18 protein-coding genes are annotated in these 18,788 nt (G+C 40.7%); 17 read left to right on the top strand and 1 reads right to left on the bottom strand.

The window, feature by feature from the left end:
- Positions 1 to 60: 60 nt before the first annotated feature.
- Positions 61 to 351, bottom strand: coding sequence for a co-chaperone GroES (gene groES / locus B7990_RS11985; RefSeq protein WP_349680062.1), 291 nt, complete (start codon positions 349 to 351; stop codon positions 61 to 63).
- A gap of 346 nt (positions 352 to 697) precedes the next feature.
- Here groES and B7990_RS11980 point away from each other — a divergent pair, with 346 nt between their 5' ends.
- The 17 genes from B7990_RS11980 to B7990_RS11900 all read left to right on the top strand — a co-directional run bounded on the left by B7990_RS11980 (position 698) and on the right by B7990_RS11900 (position 18,734).
- Positions 698 to 1,762: an ATP-binding protein gene (locus B7990_RS11980; protein WP_217897550.1), complete on the top strand. Its 1,065-nt coding sequence runs from the start codon at positions 698 to 700 to the stop codon at positions 1,760 to 1,762.
- Between the two features lie 177 nt (positions 1,763 to 1,939).
- The gene (locus B7990_RS11975; protein WP_088641162.1) at positions 1,940 to 3,202 is read left to right on the top strand and encodes a DegT/DnrJ/EryC1/StrS aminotransferase family protein; all 1,263 of its coding nucleotides are present in this window, start codon (positions 1,940 to 1,942) and stop codon (positions 3,200 to 3,202) included.
- Positions 3,203 to 3,472: 270 nt separating this feature from the next.
- Complete coding sequence (locus B7990_RS11970) at positions 3,473 to 4,066, top strand: Abi family protein (RefSeq protein ID WP_088641161.1); 594 nt, start codon at positions 3,473 to 3,475, stop codon at positions 4,064 to 4,066.
- Positions 4,066 to 4,671 carry a sugar transferase gene (locus tag B7990_RS11965; protein ID WP_088641160.1) on the top strand — a complete coding sequence of 202 codons (606 nt, stop codon included), beginning with the start codon at positions 4,066 to 4,068 and terminating at the stop codon, positions 4,669 to 4,671. The genes B7990_RS11970 and B7990_RS11965 overlap by 1 nt, the downstream gene beginning before the upstream one ends.
- Positions 4,668 to 6,254, top strand: a complete 1,587-nt coding sequence (locus B7990_RS11960) for an HAD-IA family hydrolase (RefSeq protein ID WP_176407314.1) — start codon at positions 4,668 to 4,670, stop codon at positions 6,252 to 6,254. The genes B7990_RS11965 and B7990_RS11960 overlap by 4 nt, the downstream gene beginning before the upstream one ends.
- 9 nt (positions 6,255 to 6,263) lie before the next feature.
- On the top strand, positions 6,264 to 7,484 hold the full coding sequence (locus B7990_RS11955; RefSeq protein ID WP_088641159.1) for a glycosyltransferase family 4 protein: 1,221 nt from the start codon (positions 6,264 to 6,266) through the stop codon (positions 7,482 to 7,484).
- Complete coding sequence (locus B7990_RS11950) at positions 7,481 to 8,641, top strand: glycosyltransferase (RefSeq protein WP_088641158.1); 1,161 nt, start codon at positions 7,481 to 7,483, stop codon at positions 8,639 to 8,641. The genes B7990_RS11955 and B7990_RS11950 overlap by 4 nt, the downstream gene beginning before the upstream one ends.
- A complete protein-coding gene (locus B7990_RS11945) occupies positions 8,638 to 9,759 on the top strand; it encodes a glycosyltransferase family 4 protein (RefSeq protein ID WP_088641157.1) in 1,122 nt (373 codons plus the stop codon). The genes B7990_RS11950 and B7990_RS11945 overlap by 4 nt, the downstream gene beginning before the upstream one ends.
- Before the next feature lie 14 nt (positions 9,760 to 9,773).
- Positions 9,774 to 10,529 carry a ChbG/HpnK family deacetylase gene (locus tag B7990_RS11940; RefSeq protein WP_088641156.1) on the top strand — a complete coding sequence of 252 codons (756 nt, stop codon included), beginning with the start codon at positions 9,774 to 9,776 and terminating at the stop codon, positions 10,527 to 10,529.
- Positions 10,510 to 11,688 (top strand): hypothetical protein, encoded by a 1,179-nt coding sequence (locus B7990_RS11935; RefSeq protein WP_088641155.1) that lies wholly within the window; start codon positions 10,510 to 10,512, stop codon positions 11,686 to 11,688. The genes B7990_RS11940 and B7990_RS11935 overlap by 20 nt, the downstream gene beginning before the upstream one ends.
- A 12-nt stretch (positions 11,689 to 11,700) precedes the next feature.
- A complete protein-coding gene (locus B7990_RS11930) occupies positions 11,701 to 12,528 on the top strand; it encodes a phosphorylcholine transferase LicD (RefSeq protein ID WP_088641154.1) in 828 nt (275 codons plus the stop codon).
- Positions 12,529 to 12,550: 22 nt separating this feature from the next.
- The gene (locus B7990_RS11925) at positions 12,551 to 13,603 is read left to right on the top strand and encodes an NAD(P)-dependent oxidoreductase (protein WP_176407312.1); all 1,053 of its coding nucleotides are present in this window, start codon (positions 12,551 to 12,553) and stop codon (positions 13,601 to 13,603) included.
- Positions 13,604 to 13,608: 5 nt separating this feature from the next.
- Positions 13,609 to 14,631 carry a glycosyltransferase family 2 protein gene (locus B7990_RS11920; RefSeq protein WP_088641152.1) on the top strand — a complete coding sequence of 341 codons (1,023 nt, stop codon included), beginning with the start codon at positions 13,609 to 13,611 and terminating at the stop codon, positions 14,629 to 14,631.
- Positions 14,628 to 15,659, top strand: a complete 1,032-nt coding sequence (locus B7990_RS11915; protein ID WP_088641151.1) for a glycosyltransferase family 2 protein — start codon at positions 14,628 to 14,630, stop codon at positions 15,657 to 15,659. Before B7990_RS11920 ends, B7990_RS11915 begins: the two co-directional genes overlap by 4 nt.
- A 16-nt stretch (positions 15,660 to 15,675) precedes the next feature.
- Complete coding sequence (locus tag B7990_RS11910; RefSeq protein ID WP_088641150.1) at positions 15,676 to 17,022, top strand: Gfo/Idh/MocA family oxidoreductase; 1,347 nt, start codon at positions 15,676 to 15,678, stop codon at positions 17,020 to 17,022.
- 14 nt (positions 17,023 to 17,036) lie between these two features.
- A complete protein-coding gene (locus B7990_RS11905) occupies positions 17,037 to 18,110 on the top strand; it encodes an alanine--glyoxylate aminotransferase family protein (protein ID WP_088641149.1) in 1,074 nt (357 codons plus the stop codon).
- Positions 18,111 to 18,734, top strand: a complete 624-nt coding sequence (locus tag B7990_RS11900; protein ID WP_088641148.1) for a GNAT family N-acetyltransferase — start codon at positions 18,111 to 18,113, stop codon at positions 18,732 to 18,734. It abuts the gene before it with no gap.
- Positions 18,735 to 18,788: the final 54 nt, after the last annotated feature.

Below are 18,788 nucleotides of genomic sequence, written 5' to 3'. Positions count from 1 at the left end.
TTTTAGATGTGCCTACGGCACCATTTTTTATCCTGTCTACTGCCTACTGTCTACTGTCTACTACAAAGTAGCGATAACGTCGGATTCCTTGACGATGAGGAAGTTTTCTCCGTCGACGGTAACTTCAGTACCGCTATATTTGCCGTAAAGCACCACGTCGCCAACCTTGACTTCCATAGCGACGACTTCGCCCTTGTCGTTCTTGCGACCCGGACCTACGGCCACGACCTTACCCTGCATCGGCTTTTCTTTTGCATTATCCGGAATGAAGAGACCGGAGGAGGTCTTCTGTTCGGCTTCAGCCGGCTTGACAACGATTCGATCTGCTAAAGGCTTGATCATTATTTTTATCCTCTTTTGGGCTTTTGCCCAGTTAAATTGCTTGGCCCAATTGATTGTTGGAGCTGTTCCAAATTGGACCATTTTCTTGTTCGACCCTTTTAAAGCAATTTCCGTGCCAAAACCGGTTTCCCCGCGCAAGAACGCAAATCAAGGGTGATTTTTGGGTGTAGTGTATTGAAATGAAACTCGAATGTTTAAAAATGAAACTGCGTTCTTTGCTGCAGCCCATTCTTTACACTTTTGGGTGTGTGTATGTTGCATAAAATAGTTGTTTAAACTATATTAACTTGTAATGCGAAATTTTTCGCATCGAAAATTTTCGCATAGAGTGGAATTGAATTTTAAGGAGCAGCTTATGAACCCGTTTAAGTTTGGTACCATCGTCGAAGACGAATATTTCACGGATCGCGTGAATGAGCTGGAACAAATCAAGCAGATGCTGGATAGCGAAAACCACCTAGTTTTGATATCTCCCCGTAGGTTTGGTAAGAGCAGCTTGGTGGCTAAGGCTCTACAGCAGATTGGTCGCCCGTCCATAACCATCGATTTCATGAAAGTGCTAAATGTGGAGGACTTGGCCTCTCAGATCTTGCGTCAGGTGTTCCGGATACATAAGTTCGAAAAAATCAAGCATCTTATGAAGTTTTTCCGTGTTGTGCCTACGCTCTCTTATAACCCGATGACTGAAGGTATGGATGTGAGTTTTGTCCCTTCGGTGGGCAAGTCTTCCGCCATGCTGGAGGATTCTTTGGATCTGTTGGAGAAGGTGTCTTCTGTGAAGAACCGGCTTATTGTTGTGTTCGATGAATTCCAGGAAGTGAACTCCATCGACAAGACCTTGGCAAGACAGCTGCGTGCCATTATGCAACGGCAAAAGGGGCTGAACTACATTTTTATGGGTAGCCAGGAATCTATGATGGAAGAAATCTTCGAAAAGAAAAAGTCCCCGTTTTTCCATTTTGGTGAACGTATGAACCTGAAAAAAATCCCGTATGGGGACTTCTATGCCTACATTGAAAGCCGCTTGCCTGATATGCCCGCTCCACAGAAGGCCTCCATTACCGAAGAAATTCTGAAGTTTACGGATGTGCACCCTTACTACACGCAGCAGCTCTCGGCTGCGGTCTATAACGCTATCGAGTATGGCAAGATAAAGGAAAATCCAGTGGCGTATGCCATAAAGAAGCAGGTGGAGGAACATTCTCTGGACTATGAGCGCCTGTGGGCGAATATGAATCGCACCGACCGCAAGGTGATGATCGCACTTGCCAATAGGAGTAACCCTATGGCAGACCGGTCGGTGGCGTCCAGTACCTTGTTCAGCTCCATCAAGCGCCTGCTGAAGCAGGGATATGTCATCAAGACAACTGGCTATGGACTCGAAGATCCGTTCTTTGGCGAATGGATATTGGGGGAGTAATCTCCTCCCGCAACTCAAAAAAGTAAGATTTCTGTCATTAAATTGGTAGTAAACCTTCAAAATTACAATAATATTACTATAATTTGCTGCAAATAGTTCCACGTCCGGCCGGACAAGGGATAGCGGTGGTCGCTATACACAAATGTTGGCCGGAATATCCCGAGGTTGCGGTAATCCATGACGCGTTTCGAGAAGAAGGTCTGGCTCTCTAGCCCCACGATGCACGGCGACGAAATTAGGTACGTCACCGAGGCTTACGAAACCAACTGGATGAGCACCGTCGGCGCGAACATCAACGAGGTCGAACGCCTCGCCGCCGAGAAGGTCGGCTGCAAGTACGCCGTCGCTCTCTCCGCAGGCACGGCCGCGCTCCACCTCTGCACTAAGCTCGCTGGCGAAGCGCTCTACGGCATGCCCAAGGCCGGCACCGGAGCGCTCCAGAATCACAAGGTGTTCTGCAGCGACATGACGTTCGATGCCACCGTGAACCCCATCGCCTACGAGAATGGCGAGGCCGTGTTCATCGACACCGAATACAAAACCTGGAACATGGACCCGGTCGCCCTCGAGAAAGCCTTCGAAATTTATCCGGACGTGCGCCTGGTGGTACTCGTGCACCTCTACGGAACCCCGGCTCGCGTTGACGAAATCCGCGCCATCTGCAAAAAGCATAACGCCCTCCTCATCGAAGACGCCGCTGAAAGCTTCGGCGCAAGCTACAAGGGCAAGCAGACCGGCAACTTTGGCGACTACAGCGCCATCAGCTTTAACGGCAACAAGATCATCACCGGTTCTAGTGGCGGCATGTTCCTCACCGACAGCAAGGAAGACGCCGAGAAGGTGCGCAAGTGGAGCACTCAGAGCCGTGAGGCCGCCCCGTGGTATCAGCACGAAGAAATCGGCTACAACTACCGAATGAGCAACGTGATCGCGGGCGTGGTGCGCGGCCAGATGCCCTACCTCGAAGAACACATCGCCCAGAAAAAGGCCATCTACATGCGCTACAAGGAAGGCCTGAAGGGACTCCCGGTGCAGATGAACCCCTACGACGCCGAACACAGTGAACCGAACTTCTGGCTCAGTTGCCTGATCATCGACAAGAACGCCATGTGCAAGCAGGTGCGCGGCGAAACCGAAGCCTTGTACATCCACGAAAAAGGCAAGAGCTGCCCGACGGAGATTCTCGAGCGCATTGCCGCCATGAACGCCGAAGGCCGCCCCATCTGGAAACCGATGCACATGCAGCCCATGTACATGAGCCACGCGTTCATCACCGCGAACGGAAACGGACGCGCCCGCACCAACGCCTACATCGCAGGCGAGTGCCAGGACAACGGCGCCGACATCTTTGCCCGTGGACTCTGCCTCCCGAGCGACAACAAGATGACCCCCGAACAGCAAGACTCCATCATCCAGACCATCAAGGAATGCTTTGAATGATTATGAACACAATACGTCATTGCGAGCAAAGCGAAGCAATCCATGCATCACTTCGTCGTCCTGAGCGAAGCCGAATAATCTGGGCTGTCCGCGGCTTTATCCGTGTCATTCCTGCTTTGATTGGGGAACTCCAGGGTGTTTCTTTGCAGAAGGCTTGTTTTTCTGTGGATAATTTGTTATATTATATATGTCATACTCACCGGGCTTCAATGCGGCAACGCATAGCTTACTTCGGTGAGTTTTTTTGTTTGTAGGTTTGTGAGGGGCGTGATGTTGTATACAAAGACCTACAAGACAGTTGAAGAACAGGCTGACTTGCTGATACGGCGGGGGCTTGTTTGCAATCGTGATACTTTGATAGAACGCCTGAATTGGATAAATTATTATCGTTTGTCTGGATACCTTTTCCCTTTTCGAAAACCTGATTCTGATGACTTTGTCGAGGGGACGAATCTTGATCAGGTTTGGGAACGCTATTGTGTTGTTGCTTTTAAAACAAAATACGGTGATAGTGAAGAAAGTCTGCCTTTATGGATGGCTATAGAGCTTATGACTTTTGGTTCTATGCTCAAGTTTTATGAAGGTATGCATAAAAACTTGCAGAATGAAATCTCGATGGCGTTCTCGCAACAGAAAGGTGCGTTCATTTCATGGATGAAGTCGTTAAACGTGGTCCGCAATATTTGTGCTCACCATGAGCGCGTTTGGAATCGTGTATTGGGCGTAACGCCTGTTCTATACCCTAAAAACAAGTCGAAAAAACGTCTGCTTAAACTTCTCGAGAGCTATCCAAACGTTCCGCTTTGTGAAATGGGGTTCCCCGAAGATTGGAAAAAAACACCGTTTTTTGCGGAGGTCGCTTAATGTACGCTCGTTTTTTCAAGCGCCCTCTCGATTTCTTCTGTGCTTTGGCTGCCATCATCTGCCTGAGTCCGGTCCTCGTCGTGCTCACCGTCCTCGGCGCAATCAAGATGAAGGGCAACCCGTTCTTTACGCAACCGCGCCCGGGCCTCAACGAGAAAATCTTCAAGCTCGTCAAATTCCGCACGATGACGAACGAAAAGGACGCCAACGGAAACTTGCTCTCTGACGACAAGCGCCTGAACGCTTACGGCAAGTTTCTCCGCTCCACCAGCCTCGATGAACTCCCGGAACTGTTCAATATTCTCAAGGGTGATATGGCTGTGATTGGACCGAGACCACTTTTGGTTGAATATCTGCCGCGTTACAATTCCGAGCAGAAACATCGTCACGATGTGCGCCCAGGCCTCAGCGGACTTGCGCAGGTAAACGGTCGCAACGCCATCACCTGGGAACAGAAATTCAAATACGACGTAGAATACGTGAACAACGTGACCTTCATGGGTGATGTAAAAATCATCCTCATGACGCTTTTGAAAACGGTAAAACGAGAAGGTATAAGCCAGCAAGGCGAAGCCACGATGGAAGTATTCATGGGGTCTAAATGAGTCAGATTCGTATTCTTTTTACAAGCGTTGGTCGCCGAGTAGAGTTAATGCAGGCCTTTAAGAAGGCTGCTACGGATTTGAACGCCGATGTCGTGATTTATGGCGCTGACATTGTTGACAACGCACCTGCACTTTTTTATTGCGACAAGAAGATTATTGTTCCGCGAATTAAGGCTCCCGAATACATTCCCGAACTTTTGCGCATATGCGAACAAGAGAAAATTAACGCGCTGATTCCGACAATAGACACTGATCTTTTGCTTTTGGCTAAAAACAAAGCAAAATTTACGGCCATCGGTACAGAAGTCTTAATTGCTGCCGAAGATAAGGTTCAACTTTGTCGCGACAAACGCTTTACGGCAGATTATTTTATCAAATGTGGTCTAAAATCACCCAAGCCGATTGACGATTATACTCAATATAAAGGTGGTTTTCCTGCCTTTATCAAGCCCAAGGACGGTAGCAGTAGCATTAACGCCTACAAGGTTCACAATGCGGAAGAACTAAAGTCCTACGCTTCAATGATTGACGATTACATCATCCAGCCTTTTATTGAGGGAACTGAATTCACGATTGACGCATTCTGCGATTTTAAGGGAAATCCGATATTTATTACCCCCCGTGAACGAGTTGCTGTGCGCAGTGGCGAAGTTTTGAAGACCCGCATTGCCCAGGATAATGTAATGATTGCGGAATGCAAGCACCTACTTGCCGATTACAGGCCGAGTGGGGCAATTACAGTTCAGCTTATTAAGCAGAATTCGACTGGTGACAATTACTACATCGAAATCAACCCCCGTTTTGGTGGTGGTGCGCCGCTAAGTATTAAGGCGGGCGCAGATAGCGCAAAGGCATGTATTGAACTTTTAATGGGTAAAAAGGTTGAATATCAGCCCAAGGCGGCCAAGGACAACGCTGTTTACAGTCGCTTTGATCAAAGCATTTGTGTAAGTGAAGACAATGCTCCGGTAGTCGTTAATTCCTTGAACGAGGTTGAATCCCGTTTGGCGGGAATACAAGCTGTTATATTCGATTTAGATGACACCTTGTACGGCGAGAAGGAATATATCAAAAGCGGATTTGAAGCCGTGGCAGCAAAATACCCTGAAATAGAGAATTTGGATGAAAAATTGTGGAACGCCTTTGAAAATGGCAAGCCGGCTTTTGATGAAGTCTTTGGCGATAATGATGCATTGAAAAAGGAATGTTTGGCTATCTACCGAAATCATGCTCCGAACATTCATTTTTATGACAGCGCAGAATCGCTAATCAAGAAACTTCGTGAAAGAAACATCAAAATCGGTGTAATTACCGATGGTCGCCCTGAAGGTCAACGGGCTAAAATTGCAGCATTGGGCCTTGAAAATTTGGTCGATGAATTTATAATCACCGATGAGTTGGGGGGCGCCCAATTCCGTAAACCTTGCGATATCGCTTTCCGGATTATGCAAAAAAGGTTGAATGTCCCGTTTGAACAAATGGTATATGTTGGTGATAATCCGAAAAAAGATTTTATTGCTCCGCGTGAATTGGGCATGAAATCGATCTGTTTTATGAATGGTGACGGATTGTATTCGAAGTAAAGGGTGATGATGAATATACTTTTTCTTACCCTTGTAAAAATCTTAAATCCTGTTGAGCATGGCATCTACACAGACCTCATGCGCAAGTTCCGTGATGAGGGACATTCGGTGTATATTGTAACGCCTCTCGAACGGCGATTTGGTAAAAAAACAGAATTGATTGAATCGGGTGGCGTGAAAATTTTGGGTGTTAAAACGTTGAACATCCAAAAGACCAATGTCGTTGAAAAGGGAATTGGAACACTCCTTATAGAATCGCAGTATAAGTCTGCAATAAAAAAGTACCTAAAAGGTGTAAAATTTGATCTGGTACTTTATTCAACGCCTCCCATCACTTTTACCAAGGTCATTAAATTCCTTAAAAAAGAAAATCCCCATATCATTTCGTACCTATTGCTGAAGGATATATTTCCGCAGAATGCGGTTGATATCGGAATGTTTGGCAAGAATAGTTTATTCTACAAGATGTTCCGCAAGAAAGAAATTGAACTCTACAAGAACAGCGACTATATCGGCTGTATGTCGCCTGCGAATGTTAAGTTCGTGCTGGATCACAACGACTTTGTTGACCCGAGACGTGTCGAAGTTGCTCCGAATTCTATTGATGTTGTGCCGGAAACTAGAAGTCCTGAAGAGATTGTACGGGAACGAACGGCTATTCGTGAAAAGTACAAACTTCCTTTAGACAGACCAATATTTATTTATGGCGGAAACCTTGGAAAACCTCAAGGAATACCATTCTTAATAGATTGTCTGGATGCACTCAAAAATCGAAATGAGGTCTATTTTGCTATCGCAGGCGATGGAACTGAATTTGGCAAAATTCAGAATTGGATAGATTCTGCTAACCCGAAAAATGTAACGCTATTTAATCGCTTGCCGAGAGACGATTATGAAACGCTTGCTCAAAATTGTGATGTCGGCTTGATATTTTTAGATCATCGCTTTACTATACCTAATTATCCGTCGCGTTTGCTTTCATACCTTGCCGCAAAAATGCCAATAATTGCAGCGACTGACCCGAATACAGATATTGGTTTTATCGCTCAAGAAAATGGCTACGGTTATTGGTGCGAAAGTAATGATGTAAAAGCATTTGTTGCATGCGTTGACAGAATGCTTGCAAGTAATCGTGAGGTTATGGGCAATGCGGGATATCAGTATCTGTTGGAGAATTATCAGATTGATAGAACATATCGTGCTATTTTGTCGCATGTGAGGACAGCATGAAAATTCTCCAGATAAACAGTGTTTGCGGAATTCGCAGTACGGGAAGGATTTGTACCGATTTAGCCGAGATTATGGAGCAGAATGGGCACGAATGTAAAATCGCGTATGGTCGTGAAACTGTCCCTGAAAAATATCGGAAGTATGCGATCCACATTGGTAGCGATTTTGATGTGAAACTCCATGCATTGCAGAGCAGAATCTTTGACAATGCCGGTTTTAGTTCTAGGCGTGATACTGAAAAGTTTATTGAATGGGTTAAAGAATATAACCCCGATTTGATTCACTTACATAATATCCATGGCTATTACATTAATATCGAAGTCTTGTTCAATTATCTAGCCAAAGCCGATAAGCCTGTTGTTTGGACGTTGCATGATTGCTGGGCGTTTACTGGGCATTGTGCGTATTATAGCTATGTAAAGTGTGATAAATGGAAAACGGGATGTTTTAATTGCCCGCAAAAGAAACGTTATCCGTCAAGTTGCTTGTGGGATGCTTCAAAGCAGAATTGGCTAAAAAAGAAAGCTTTGTTCACAAGTGTAAAAAAAATGACTCTTGTAACTCCTTCAAATTGGCTTGCAAACGAGGTTAATCAATCTTTTTTGAACAAATATCCTGTAAAGGTGATACCTAATGGAATTGATTTGAATGTTTTTAAACCGACTTCCAGTGATTTCAAGGAAAAAAATGGGCTTGTCGGTAAAATTGTTATCCTGGGAGTTGCAAGTACATGGGAAGCTCGTAAGGGGGTGAAAGATTTTGTTGAACTATCAAAGATTCTTGACGATAGTTATAAAATTGTTCTTGTTGGACTTACGGAACCGCAAAAAAAAGAATTGCCTTCAAATATTCTAAAAATTACAAGAACAAATAATGTTCGAGAACTGGCTGAAATTTACACGGCTGCAGATGTTTTTTTTAATCCGACTTACGAAGATAATTACCCTACTGTAAACCTTGAAGCTCAAGCCTGTGGAACACCTGTTATCACTTACAAAACAGGCGGTAGTATGGAATCTGTTCCTGATGGTAACGTTGTTGAACAGGGTAGGTATAAGGATGTTCTTTATGTTCATCCGAATTTATCGAATAACATAATGGATAAACAAAAAGCATCACAGTGCTATGTTGAACTTTATAAGGATGTCATTAAATGAAAATTCTTTATTTGACAAACTTACCATCGCCTTATCGCGTAGAGTTTTTTAATGAACTTGTTCGTTGCGGGATTGATGTTACGGTGTTATTTGAAAGAAATAATGCTCAAGATAGAGATGAAAAATGGCGTTCTGACGAAAAGATTCTATTCCAAGAAAATTATTTAAAGAGCATAAAAATTGGTAATGAAAGTTCTTTGGCGTTAGATGCTATAAAGTATATAAAGAAAAAAAATTTCGATTTGATTGTAATCGGGGGGTATTCTACTTTTACATCCATGATTTGCATTGAATATATGAGGTTAAAAAAAATCCCATTTGTATTGAATGCTGATGGTGGGAGAATTTCGCAAGATTCTTGGTCGAAAAGGAAGGTAAAAGGACATTTCATCGGTGCTGCGTCGGCTTGGCTTAGTTCTGGTTCTGTGACAACAAATTATCTTGTTCATTATGGTGCAAAACGAGATCAAGTGTACGAGTATCCTTTTTCTTCTATAAAAAATGCTGATATTGAAAATCCATTAAACGAAGCTAATAAAGATAATCTTAGAAAAAAATTAAATGTAAAAGAGCGGTTTGTTGTTCTTTCTGTAGGTCGTTTTTCGTATGATCGGGGATATGGAAAGGGCTTTGATGTTCTTTTGAAAATAGCTTCTGTCTTGAAAAATTTGGATATCGCTTTTGTTATTGTTGGGGACGAGCCTACCCGTGAATTTGTAGAATTAAAAGAAAAAAATGGACTTGACAATGTTTATTACATTGGCTTTAAATCTAAAAGTGAATTAGCTGATTATTATAGAATGTCCGATTTGTTTATATTGATGACTCGTGGTGATGTTTGGGGATTGGTCATTAATGAAGCTATGTCATATGGTCTTCCCATAATATCATCTGATAAATGTGTTGCTGGATTGGAACTTGTTGATGATAATAATGGTTTTATCGTTAATCCAGAAGATTTTTTGCAAGCATCGAAAGATATTCAATTATTGTATAATGACAAATCTTTATTGAAAAAATTCTCGGAATCTAGTTTGAAAAAGATATCAAAGTATACAATAGAAAATATGGCTAAGGTTCATTTGAATATATTTAGTAAGCTGATAAAAATGTTTTGATGAGGGTGTGAAGTATGCTCGATATTGTTGTTAATGCCGATGATTTTGGATGGGATAAATCTTGCTCTTTGGCCATTCTTGAAGCTTATGAAAAAAAATACATCACGACTACAACGATGATGAGTACGGGTGCTTTTTTTGACGATGCTGTTAAATTAGTAAAAGAGAGCGGATTAAAAGATTTTGTTGGAATCCATTTTGATTTGACGGAGGGGTACCCCCTTACTTCTGAGATAAGAAAAGATCCATTTTTCTGCGGTTCAAATGGAGCTTTTCATATGCATGTTAACCGTTATAGACCATTAAGTAGTAAGCAAAAAAAATGTGTGTATGAAGAGTTGAAAACTCAACTTAACCGTTTTGTTAAAACTGGTTTAAATATTCATCATGTGGATTCTCATCACCACATTCATACGGCTCCGTTTATTTATCCGATTTTCAAAAAGGTTATGGATGCGTATGGAATCAAGAAAATTCGTATTTCAAGAAATATTGGAACGATGTCGGTAAAAAAAAATGTTGCAAAATGTTTTTTTAATAAATTTCTCATCGGAAAAACTAACTCATATTCTGATTTTTTTGGTAGCTTTGACGATTTCTTTGAGACGAAGATAGAGGGTAAATCTGGTTTAGTAGAAATAATGTGTCATCCAGATTATGATATTCAAGGACGCCTTGTTGATAGATGCGGAGAAACTCCTTATGATGGCCCGTTTGGAATAACGTTGAAAGATTTGCTGGAGAAAATAAATGAGAAAAGAAGTGCTTAGTAAAGAAACCCTTTTTCTTTGTATAGCTTGTGTTCTTTCCAATGTATCTTATTACCCAGCTTTAGTTAGCAGTGGCATGGGTAGAATTTTTGCAATTGCTATTTGGATTTTTTTAGCAATAACACTTCTTTTCCGAGGTGTTTGTTTTGCCAGTAGTTCGTTCTTTCATGCTCATCTGCTTTTATATTTTATAGTTACTTTAAATACCGTAATAACAAGTGTTGTAAATGACGTTAATGCTTTCTATAATCATTTCTTTCCGGTTGTAACAATATCAACAATCATTTTGATTGTAGCAATAAGGTATGGACTGAATTTTAAAACGGTAGACTTGAAACGAATTTGTGTTTCGTATTATATTACCACGTCCATAATGGCAATTCTTTTGTTTGCCTTTTATCTTAGAGGTAGCGATTTAAGTTCAAGTGTTTATGGCTATGTTTTTGGGAAAAATGAAATAGCTGTTATGCTTGTGAGTTCTTTGATTATTGGTTCTATTTTGTATGAACCCGATAATAGATTAAAAAGAGTATTTAAAATTGTGTCGATTCTTTTTTTGCTTACTGATATTCTGTATTTAAGGTGTAGGTCATCTTTTTTAGGAGTAATTTTTCTTTTGGGAACACTTTCGATATATTCAAACAGGATGACTCAAAAACTTCGAATTACTGTCATATTAGGCCTTTTTGCGGTAACTGTGTATTTCTTTGCAAATCCCGATTCTTTTGATACGTTTCTAAATCAAATTGTTTATGCAGGCAGAGATGCTTCTGATATTTCAGATTTGTCTTCGGGAAGAGATGTGGAAGTTTCAATGGGATTAAAGCTGTTTAGGAATTCTCCTTTATTTGGTTTGGGGAGGATGAGCACTGTGGATTGTTTTTATGTATCAGCTTTAGCTAATTACGGATTGTTGGCTTGGCCATTAATTGCGATGGCTTTATTGCCTGTAATATGGGCTTGCACTAATTTAAAAAAAGGTAAAAAAGAAGATTTATGCTTCTTCATACTTGCCTTTTCGATGTTTTTTATAAGTTTGTTTGAAGAGCAAGCTCCGTTTGGCCCTGGTTCGAGATGTTATATATTGTGGCTAATGTGGGGAATTCTTCTACAAATTAATAGTAGGGAAAGTATAGTTCAAATCATCACAAAAAAATGAGGTAATCGCTATATGAAGTCTGGTACACCAATAACTCTTGCAGAACATAAACAGATTATGCTGGAAATTCTCCAAGCGTTTGCCTCTTTTTGCGAAGAAAATGGACTTAAGTATTATTTAGATGCGGGTACATTGCTCGGCGCTGTTCGCCATAAAGGTTTTATCCCGTGGGATAATGATATGGATATTTGCTTGATGCGTCCAGATTATGATCGCATGGTAGAGATTCTTCGTGAGCGTCAATACAAACTTAACGATCATATCATTCTGGAGCGCCCTGAAAATTCTCTTTTTTGTTTTAGTAAGCTGAGTGATACGAGAACAAAACTTATTGAGTATCCAGATTCCTGGCCTGAAGAAAACTATATATACATAGACGTTTTCCCTAAGGATGGGCTAAAAGATCTTTCTTTCAAAACTAAAATGGTTTGTAAGATAACGGAACTTTTGGGCTTGCTGCTTTGGTTTAATAAGCACTCGATTCCGTATTGGAAAGAAAAGAAAAAGGGCTTGAAAAAGTGGATTGCGACTATTGCCGGAGTATTTGTAAAAGATAAAAATAAGCCGTACAGGTTACAGCAAAAATTTATCAAATGGTATGCTAAGAGACATCCTTTAGAATCTTGCGAGTTTGCGAATACTCTTGTTAATGGAGAATTTAATCGCATTTGCCATCGGAATTGCTTTGATGAGAGAATTTTGATGGATTTTGAAGACAAAAAATTTTATGGCCCTAAAGGCTATGATGAATGGTTAAGGGTATTATATGGCGATGATTATATGACACCGCCTCCTCCAGAGAAACAAGGTGTACATGATATTGTTGTAACATGGAGATGAACATTGGTATATGAGGAATAATATGAAATCTGTTGCGTTTCAGGAAGATTTGTGTGTCATATCGGCTTATTTAAAGGAAAAACAGTTTTCCGGTTCAACCATAATGGTTACTGGTGCTACTGGGCTAATTGGTTCGATAATAATAAAAGGTATCGTTGAATACAATAAAGAAAATGATGAAAAGATTTTTTGCATAGGGCTTGCGAGAAATCCTGAAAAAGTCAATTCTGTTTTTCAAGAAGAACTTGATGCAAACGGACTTGTTCCGAATGTGAGTTTCTTATATCAGGATATTGAAAAATCGATTCCTGAAACTGTCAAATGTGATTTTGTTATACATACGGCGAATTCAACGACTTCTAAATTTTTTATGACAAATCCCGTAGAAGTTATTGATAGCATATATACCGGTTCAAAGAATGTATTTGAATTTGCTCGAAAATCTAATGCAAAAGGTATAGTTTATCTTTCTTCTATGGAAGTTTTTGGTCAGGTATTTGAAGAAAAAAGAGTCGGCGAAAACGACCTTGGATATATTGATTTGCAGAATGTTCGCAGTTGCTACTCCGAAGGAAAACGTTTAGTCGAATGCTTGGCTGCCTCTTATGCACATGAATACGGCTTGCCTGTGAAGGTGGCGCGCTTGGCACAGACTTTTGGAGCGGGTGTGCCAAGTACGGAGAATCGAGTCTTTGCACAATTTGCAAAATCGGCGATAAAGGGGGAAGATATTGTATTACATACGAATGGTCTCTCTTGCGGCAATTATTGCTATACAACGGATGTGATTCGGGCTATCTTTTTGCTGCTGAAAGCCGGGAAAAACGGCGACGCGTATACGATAGTCAATGAAGAAACTTCACGGTCTATTTACGATATGGCAAGCATGGTAGCGGAAAATTTTTCGGATGGAAAGTCGAAGGTTGTCTTTGATATTCCGGAAGGGAATGAATTTGGATATGCGCCACAAACAAAGCTTAAGCTGAGTTCTGCTAAAATGAATTCGCTGGGTTGGAACGCGAAGTACAACTTGAAAGAAATGTTTGAACGCATGATGCCTGATTTGAAGGAGTAAAGTCTATGATTTCGATAATTGTCCCTGTTTATAATGTAAAAAATTATGTTGTTAATTGCTTAGACAGCATTAACAACCAAACTTACAAAGATTATGAGGTTATTGTAGTAGACGATGGATCAAACGATGGTAGTGAAAAAATTGTAGAAGAGTATTGTAAGGGCAAGTCGCGTTTTAGAGTATTTCATAAGCAGAATGGTGGACCAACCTCTGCGTGTAAGTTGGGACTAGAAAAAGCGAATGGAAATTATATCGGTTTTGTTGATAGCGATGATTGTATTGCTCCTACGATGTACGAAGAACTGGTGAATGCTGCTTTTAAATATGATGCAGAAATAGTTCTTTGCAATCATTATTATGTTAATGAAAATGGAACTTCAAAAATTCTTCATCGAAATCCTATAAAAGAAGGTTTTTATACTAGTGAAAAATTGGCGATAATAAAAAAAAATACTTTACCTCTTCTTGGGAAAGATTATATCTCACCGTCTAGATGTAATAAGCTTATTAAGAAGGAATTGCTTCAAAGTTGTTTAAAATATACAGACGATAGAATTTTTAGTGCTGACGATGTCAATATGTTCGTTCCATGTTTGCTGAAATGTGAACGTTTTTGCTATGTAGACAAACCCCTATATTATTACATTAATAGAGAAAAGAGTGTTAGCAAGGTTTTTAGGGAAAATATTTTGAATGCTTATGAAATCTTATTGTCTAATCTTTTGCAATGTATAAAAGATTTTAATCTTGAAAAAAAATTAGAATGGGAAATTTGTGGTCTTCGTAATTTTTATGGTGTACTTTGGTCCATCTATGTGGCGAATTCAACATTAAGCCTAAGACAAAAAATATCTCAGCTAAAACGACTGACTGCTGATAAGGCGTATAAAACATCCTCTGCCTTAATTCGTCATCAAGATGGGAAAATGGCTTATGCGTATAAGTTAATGATTCGTTTTAAAATGTATTTTTTGTTTTTATTCGCGAATCATCTTTTGAATTTGAAGAAAAAGAGGGCTGCTGGATGATTAGTATAATTGTTCCTCTTTATAATGCAGAAAGATATCTGTCGGAATGTATCGATTCTATTTTAAAACAAACCTATAAAGATTTTGAATTGATTCTTGTGGATGACGGTTCGACGGATTCTTCTTTAACGATTTGTAGAAAATATCAAACAGCGGATCAAAGGGTAAAAGTTTTTACTAAAGAAAATGGTGGGCAAATGTCTGCCTGGATTTTAGGGGTTAAGGAAAGCACTGGCGAATTTATTGGATTTGTCGATAGCGACGATTTTATTGAACCTGAAATGTATCAGGAAATGCTGGCGGCTCAGCAACAGTATGAAGCAGATGTTGTAATGTGCGGTAGGACGATTTTTGACAGGTTTTCCGAAAATACTTCGAGTATAAAGCTAAAACCCTTGTATGCTGGCAAAGATATGGAGGAAATATATCGCATGGTGTTCCCAAGTTTGAGTAACTGCATATCTCAAGCACGCTGGGACAAATTGTTTAAAAGAGATCTTCTTGTTGATAATATGAATCGTTATTGCACAAAATGCGTAAGAACGATGGAAGATCGATTTATTGTTTCGTCGGTTTTGTTAAGCACAAGTATATTAGCTACGGTTGATAAACCTTTTTACCATTGTCGATTAGTGAAAAATTCGTCAAGCAAAAAGCCGCGGTTGGAATTATATGATATTGCAGAATTTCTTTATGAAACTCAAGAGAAAATGCTTATAGACAAGGGCTTATATGACCAGTATAAAAAGTATCTGGAGCTTTCTCGACTGGACTATCTTCACATGATTGCTGTGAGAAACATTGCGCGAAAGAACGGGTTGAATTTTAGAAAAAAAGTGCAGATATCTAAACAAATGCTCAACGATTCTAATTATTCAAACACGGTTTTGAATAACAAGGTGTATTGCATCGGTAAGTTTGGAAAATTTATCTATTGGGCCTATAAAATCAAAAGTTCTATTCTGTTGACATTGGTTCTGTTGTTTTATGGAACATTTGTTGAAAAAGAAAATACAAACGGATTTTAATTGAGTGGACAATTCTATGACTCGTGTTATCACATACGGTACATACGACCTTTTGCATCAAGGACACATCAATTTGCTTAAACGAGCAAAAGCGTTGGGCGATTACTTGATTGTCGGAGTTACTAACGATAATTTTGACCGAGATCGTGGTAAGTTGAATGTTCGCAATAATGTGCTAGAACGAGTGGATGCTGTCAAAGCAACTGGTTTTGCGGATAAAGTTATTATTGAAGATTATGTCGGACAAAAAATTGATGACATTCAAAAATATAATGTTGATATTTTTGCAATTGGCAGTGACTGGGAAGGAAAATTTGATTACCTGAATGAGTTCTGCAAGGTGGTGTACCTCCCGCGAACGGAGGGAATAAGCTCTACGATGCTGCGAGATAACTCCCAAGAAACCGTCAAAGTTGGAATTTTGGGCTGTGGTCGCGTTGCAAGAAGATTCCCGTCAGAAGCGTCTGTTGTGAGTGGCGTGGATGTGTGTGCTGCCTATGATATTGATGCGAAGGCTGCTTCATCCATAATTGATGAAAATGGAAACTCAATAAAGATGTTTGACTCACTAAGCGACTTCTACGACGCTGTCGATGCTGTTTATGTGGCGACTCCGCATCTGGCTCATTACCGCTGCATCAAAGAATCGCTACTTGCCAAAAAGCATGTGCTTTGTGAAACGCCGATGGTTCTTGATGGAAGTGAAGCGAAGGAACTTTATAAATTGGCCGAAACTCAAGGCGATGTCTTGATGGAGGCCAACAAGACTGCCCATTGCCCAGCGTTCAATCATCTAATGGTCATGATAAAGTCCGGCGTCATCGGCAAAGTTGTTGATGTGGAGGCTTCTCTTTCGCAGCTGCTCGATAAGTCAGGCCGCGAATTTGACTCGGAACAAGCTGGCGGAGCCATGTTCGAACAGGGTTCGTACCCATTGCTGCCTATTTTAAAGCTTTTGGGCGTCAATTACGAAAAGATTGAATTTTTCCCCCGGATTGAAAATGGCGTTGACGTTTATACGAAGGGACTTATTAAATATCCTGACGCTGTTAGCTCTTTTAAAGTCGGTCTGGATGTGAAAACTGAAGGTGACCTGGTTATTTCGGGAACGAAAGGCTATGCCTATGTTCCCTCGCCTTGGTGGAAGACTGATTATTTTGAGCTGCGCTACGAAGACCAGAATGAAAACAAAAAATTCTTTTATAAGTGGGACGGTTACGGACTGCGCTACGAGATTCAAGAATTTATGAGTTGCATAGTCAACAAGCGATTCTCGTCGGCAAGGCTACGCCGTCGTGAAAGTATCTGCATGGCAGAAATCATGCAACAATTTAGGGAATGCAAAAATTACTTTAAAATTTGATTGGAGATGCGTATATGATTAACTTTACCGTAGGTCCGGTGCAATCTAGCGATGCTGTCCGCGCTATTGGTGCGGAGCAGGTTCCGTATTTCCGTACAGCTGAATTTTCGGAGTTGATGTTTGAGAACGAACGCTTGATAAAAAAATTTGCAAATGCGACCGAGGATTCTCGAGTTGTGTTCATTACAGGTTCGGGATCTGCTGGAATGGAAACCGCTATCATGAACACGCTCACTCCGAAGGACAAGGCTATCGTGGTGAACGGGGGCAGTTTCGGTCACCGTTTTGTGGAACTTTGCGAGCTTCACGGAATTCCTTTCGATGAAATCAAGCTCCAGCCGGGCAAGGCTCTCAAGGCAGAACATCTTGCCGTTTACGAAGGCAAGGGGTATACAACTTTTATTGTGAACAAGCACGAAACTTCCACCGGTGTTCACTACGATATGCAGCTTATTAGCGACTTCTGCAAGAGGAACAATCTGTTCCAGATTGTTGATTGCATCAGTACTTTTTTGGCAGATCCGTTTGATATGACCGCTCTCGGTGCCGACGTGATGATTACGGGTTCCCAGAAGGCTCTAGCCTGCCCGCCGGGCATCTCGGTGATGGCTCTGTCGCCAAAGGCTTTGAACCGTATAGAAAGTACTAAATGCTGCTGCCAGTATCTTGATTTGAAAATCGCTTTGAAAAATGCGGAACGCGGACAGACTCCTTGGACTCCCGCAGTCAGCATCTTGCGTCAAATCAATGTGCGTTTGAAAGAAATTGATGCGAATGGGGGCGTCAATGCTGAAATTAAGCGGACTGCTGGTTTGGCTGAATATTTCCGCAAAAAAATCAAGGGCTTGCCGTTTGAAATTTACTCCGAGTCGCTTTCGAATGCTGTCACCCCGCTCCACCCGACGACAGCATCCGCTTACGATATCTTCCTAAAAATCAAAGATGAATACGGCATGTGGATTTGTCCGAACGGCGGTGACATGAAGGATTCTGTTTTCCGCGTGGGACATATAGGATGCCTTACAAAATCTGATTATGATAAACTTATTGATGCTTTTGTTGATCTTAAAAAAAAAGGTTTAATATAGATGAACGTCGTTGTAAAAAAACGTGAAGAAACCGATATTACTTACGATCAAATTGTAAACTTAATGCATGATGCTTTTGAGGAGCGTTTGCAACAAGGGCTAAATTTCAAATGCTCGTCTATGACTGTTGATGAATTTAAAAAATGCACTGAACATTCTGCAATATTTGTTGCAATAAATTTGGAAGATGATTCATTTCTTGGGTTTGGCGTTGTTTCTATAAAGGAAGAAAACCAAAATCAAGATAAATATGCTTTTATTCAAGATTTGTCAATTTCACCCAAAGTTAAACGTTGTGGAATTGGCTCTAAATTACAGCGAGAGATGGTATGTGTGGCTCAAAATTCAGGTTGTAAATATATGGAATGCACAACAGCTGTTGGCGCAAAAAGCTCTGTAAAATATCATTTAAAACAGGGGTATAAAATTATTGGCTTGACCAGTTTTCCTACAACAAATTATTACTCCTATGTTTTTAGAATGTATTTGCAACCATCAATCTGGCAGAATGGTTTATATTGTAAAATAAAATATGCGATATCTTATTTGAAAACTCATTTGACGAAGAAAGAAGATGGCTCATTTACCTTATTCGGTTGTATGCTGAAAAGGTGTCGTTCTTAAGGGATTTTTGTGTTGGAACTTGTTGAATTAGTAGAAATTAAAGTGAGAGGTTGA

The sequence above is a fragment of the Fibrobacter sp. UWB4 genome, from assembly GCF_002210345.1.
Classification (GTDB): Bacteria; Fibrobacterota; Fibrobacteria; order Fibrobacterales; family Fibrobacteraceae; genus Fibrobacter.
Note: the sequence above shows the minus strand (reverse complement) of the source record. Positions and strands in the feature narration are given on the sequence as shown.

What these genes read in the sequence shown, in the direction of transcription:
- B7990_RS11910 (WP_088641150.1), top strand. Translation starts at nt 15,676, where the DNA reads ATGACTCGTGTTATCACATACGGTACATACGACCTTTTGCATCAAGGA.
- B7990_RS11950 (WP_088641158.1), top strand. Translation starts at nt 7,481, where the DNA reads ATGAAAATTCTCCAGATAAACAGTGTTTGCGGAATTCGCAGTACGGGA.
- B7990_RS11925 (WP_176407312.1), top strand. Translation starts at nt 12,551, where the DNA reads ATGAAATCTGTTGCGTTTCAGGAAGATTTGTGTGTCATATCGGCTTAT.
- B7990_RS11930 (WP_088641154.1), top strand. Translation starts at nt 11,701, where the DNA reads ATGAAGTCTGGTACACCAATAACTCTTGCAGAACATAAACAGATTATG.
- B7990_RS11935 (WP_088641155.1), top strand. Translation starts at nt 10,510, where the DNA reads ATGAGAAAAGAAGTGCTTAGTAAAGAAACCCTTTTTCTTTGTATAGCT.
- B7990_RS11900 (WP_088641148.1), top strand. Translation starts at nt 18,111, where the DNA reads ATGAACGTCGTTGTAAAAAAACGTGAAGAAACCGATATTACTTACGAT.
- B7990_RS11970 (WP_088641161.1), top strand. Translation starts at nt 3,473, where the DNA reads ATGTTGTATACAAAGACCTACAAGACAGTTGAAGAACAGGCTGACTTG.
- B7990_RS11955 (WP_088641159.1), top strand. Translation starts at nt 6,264, where the DNA reads ATGAATATACTTTTTCTTACCCTTGTAAAAATCTTAAATCCTGTTGAG.
- B7990_RS11940 (WP_088641156.1), top strand. Translation starts at nt 9,774, where the DNA reads ATGCTCGATATTGTTGTTAATGCCGATGATTTTGGATGGGATAAATCT.
- B7990_RS11965 (WP_088641160.1), top strand. Translation starts at nt 4,066, where the DNA reads ATGTACGCTCGTTTTTTCAAGCGCCCTCTCGATTTCTTCTGTGCTTTG.
- B7990_RS11905 (WP_088641149.1), top strand. Translation starts at nt 17,037, where the DNA reads ATGATTAACTTTACCGTAGGTCCGGTGCAATCTAGCGATGCTGTCCGC.
- B7990_RS11945 (WP_088641157.1), top strand. Translation starts at nt 8,638, where the DNA reads ATGAAAATTCTTTATTTGACAAACTTACCATCGCCTTATCGCGTAGAG.
- B7990_RS11975 (WP_088641162.1), top strand. Translation starts at nt 1,940, where the DNA reads ATGACGCGTTTCGAGAAGAAGGTCTGGCTCTCTAGCCCCACGATGCAC.
- B7990_RS11920 (WP_088641152.1), top strand. Translation starts at nt 13,609, where the DNA reads ATGATTTCGATAATTGTCCCTGTTTATAATGTAAAAAATTATGTTGTT.
- B7990_RS11915 (WP_088641151.1), top strand. Translation starts at nt 14,628, where the DNA reads ATGATTAGTATAATTGTTCCTCTTTATAATGCAGAAAGATATCTGTCG.
- B7990_RS11980 (WP_217897550.1), top strand. Translation starts at nt 698, where the DNA reads ATGAACCCGTTTAAGTTTGGTACCATCGTCGAAGACGAATATTTCACG.
- B7990_RS11960 (WP_176407314.1), top strand. Translation starts at nt 4,668, where the DNA reads ATGAGTCAGATTCGTATTCTTTTTACAAGCGTTGGTCGCCGAGTAGAG.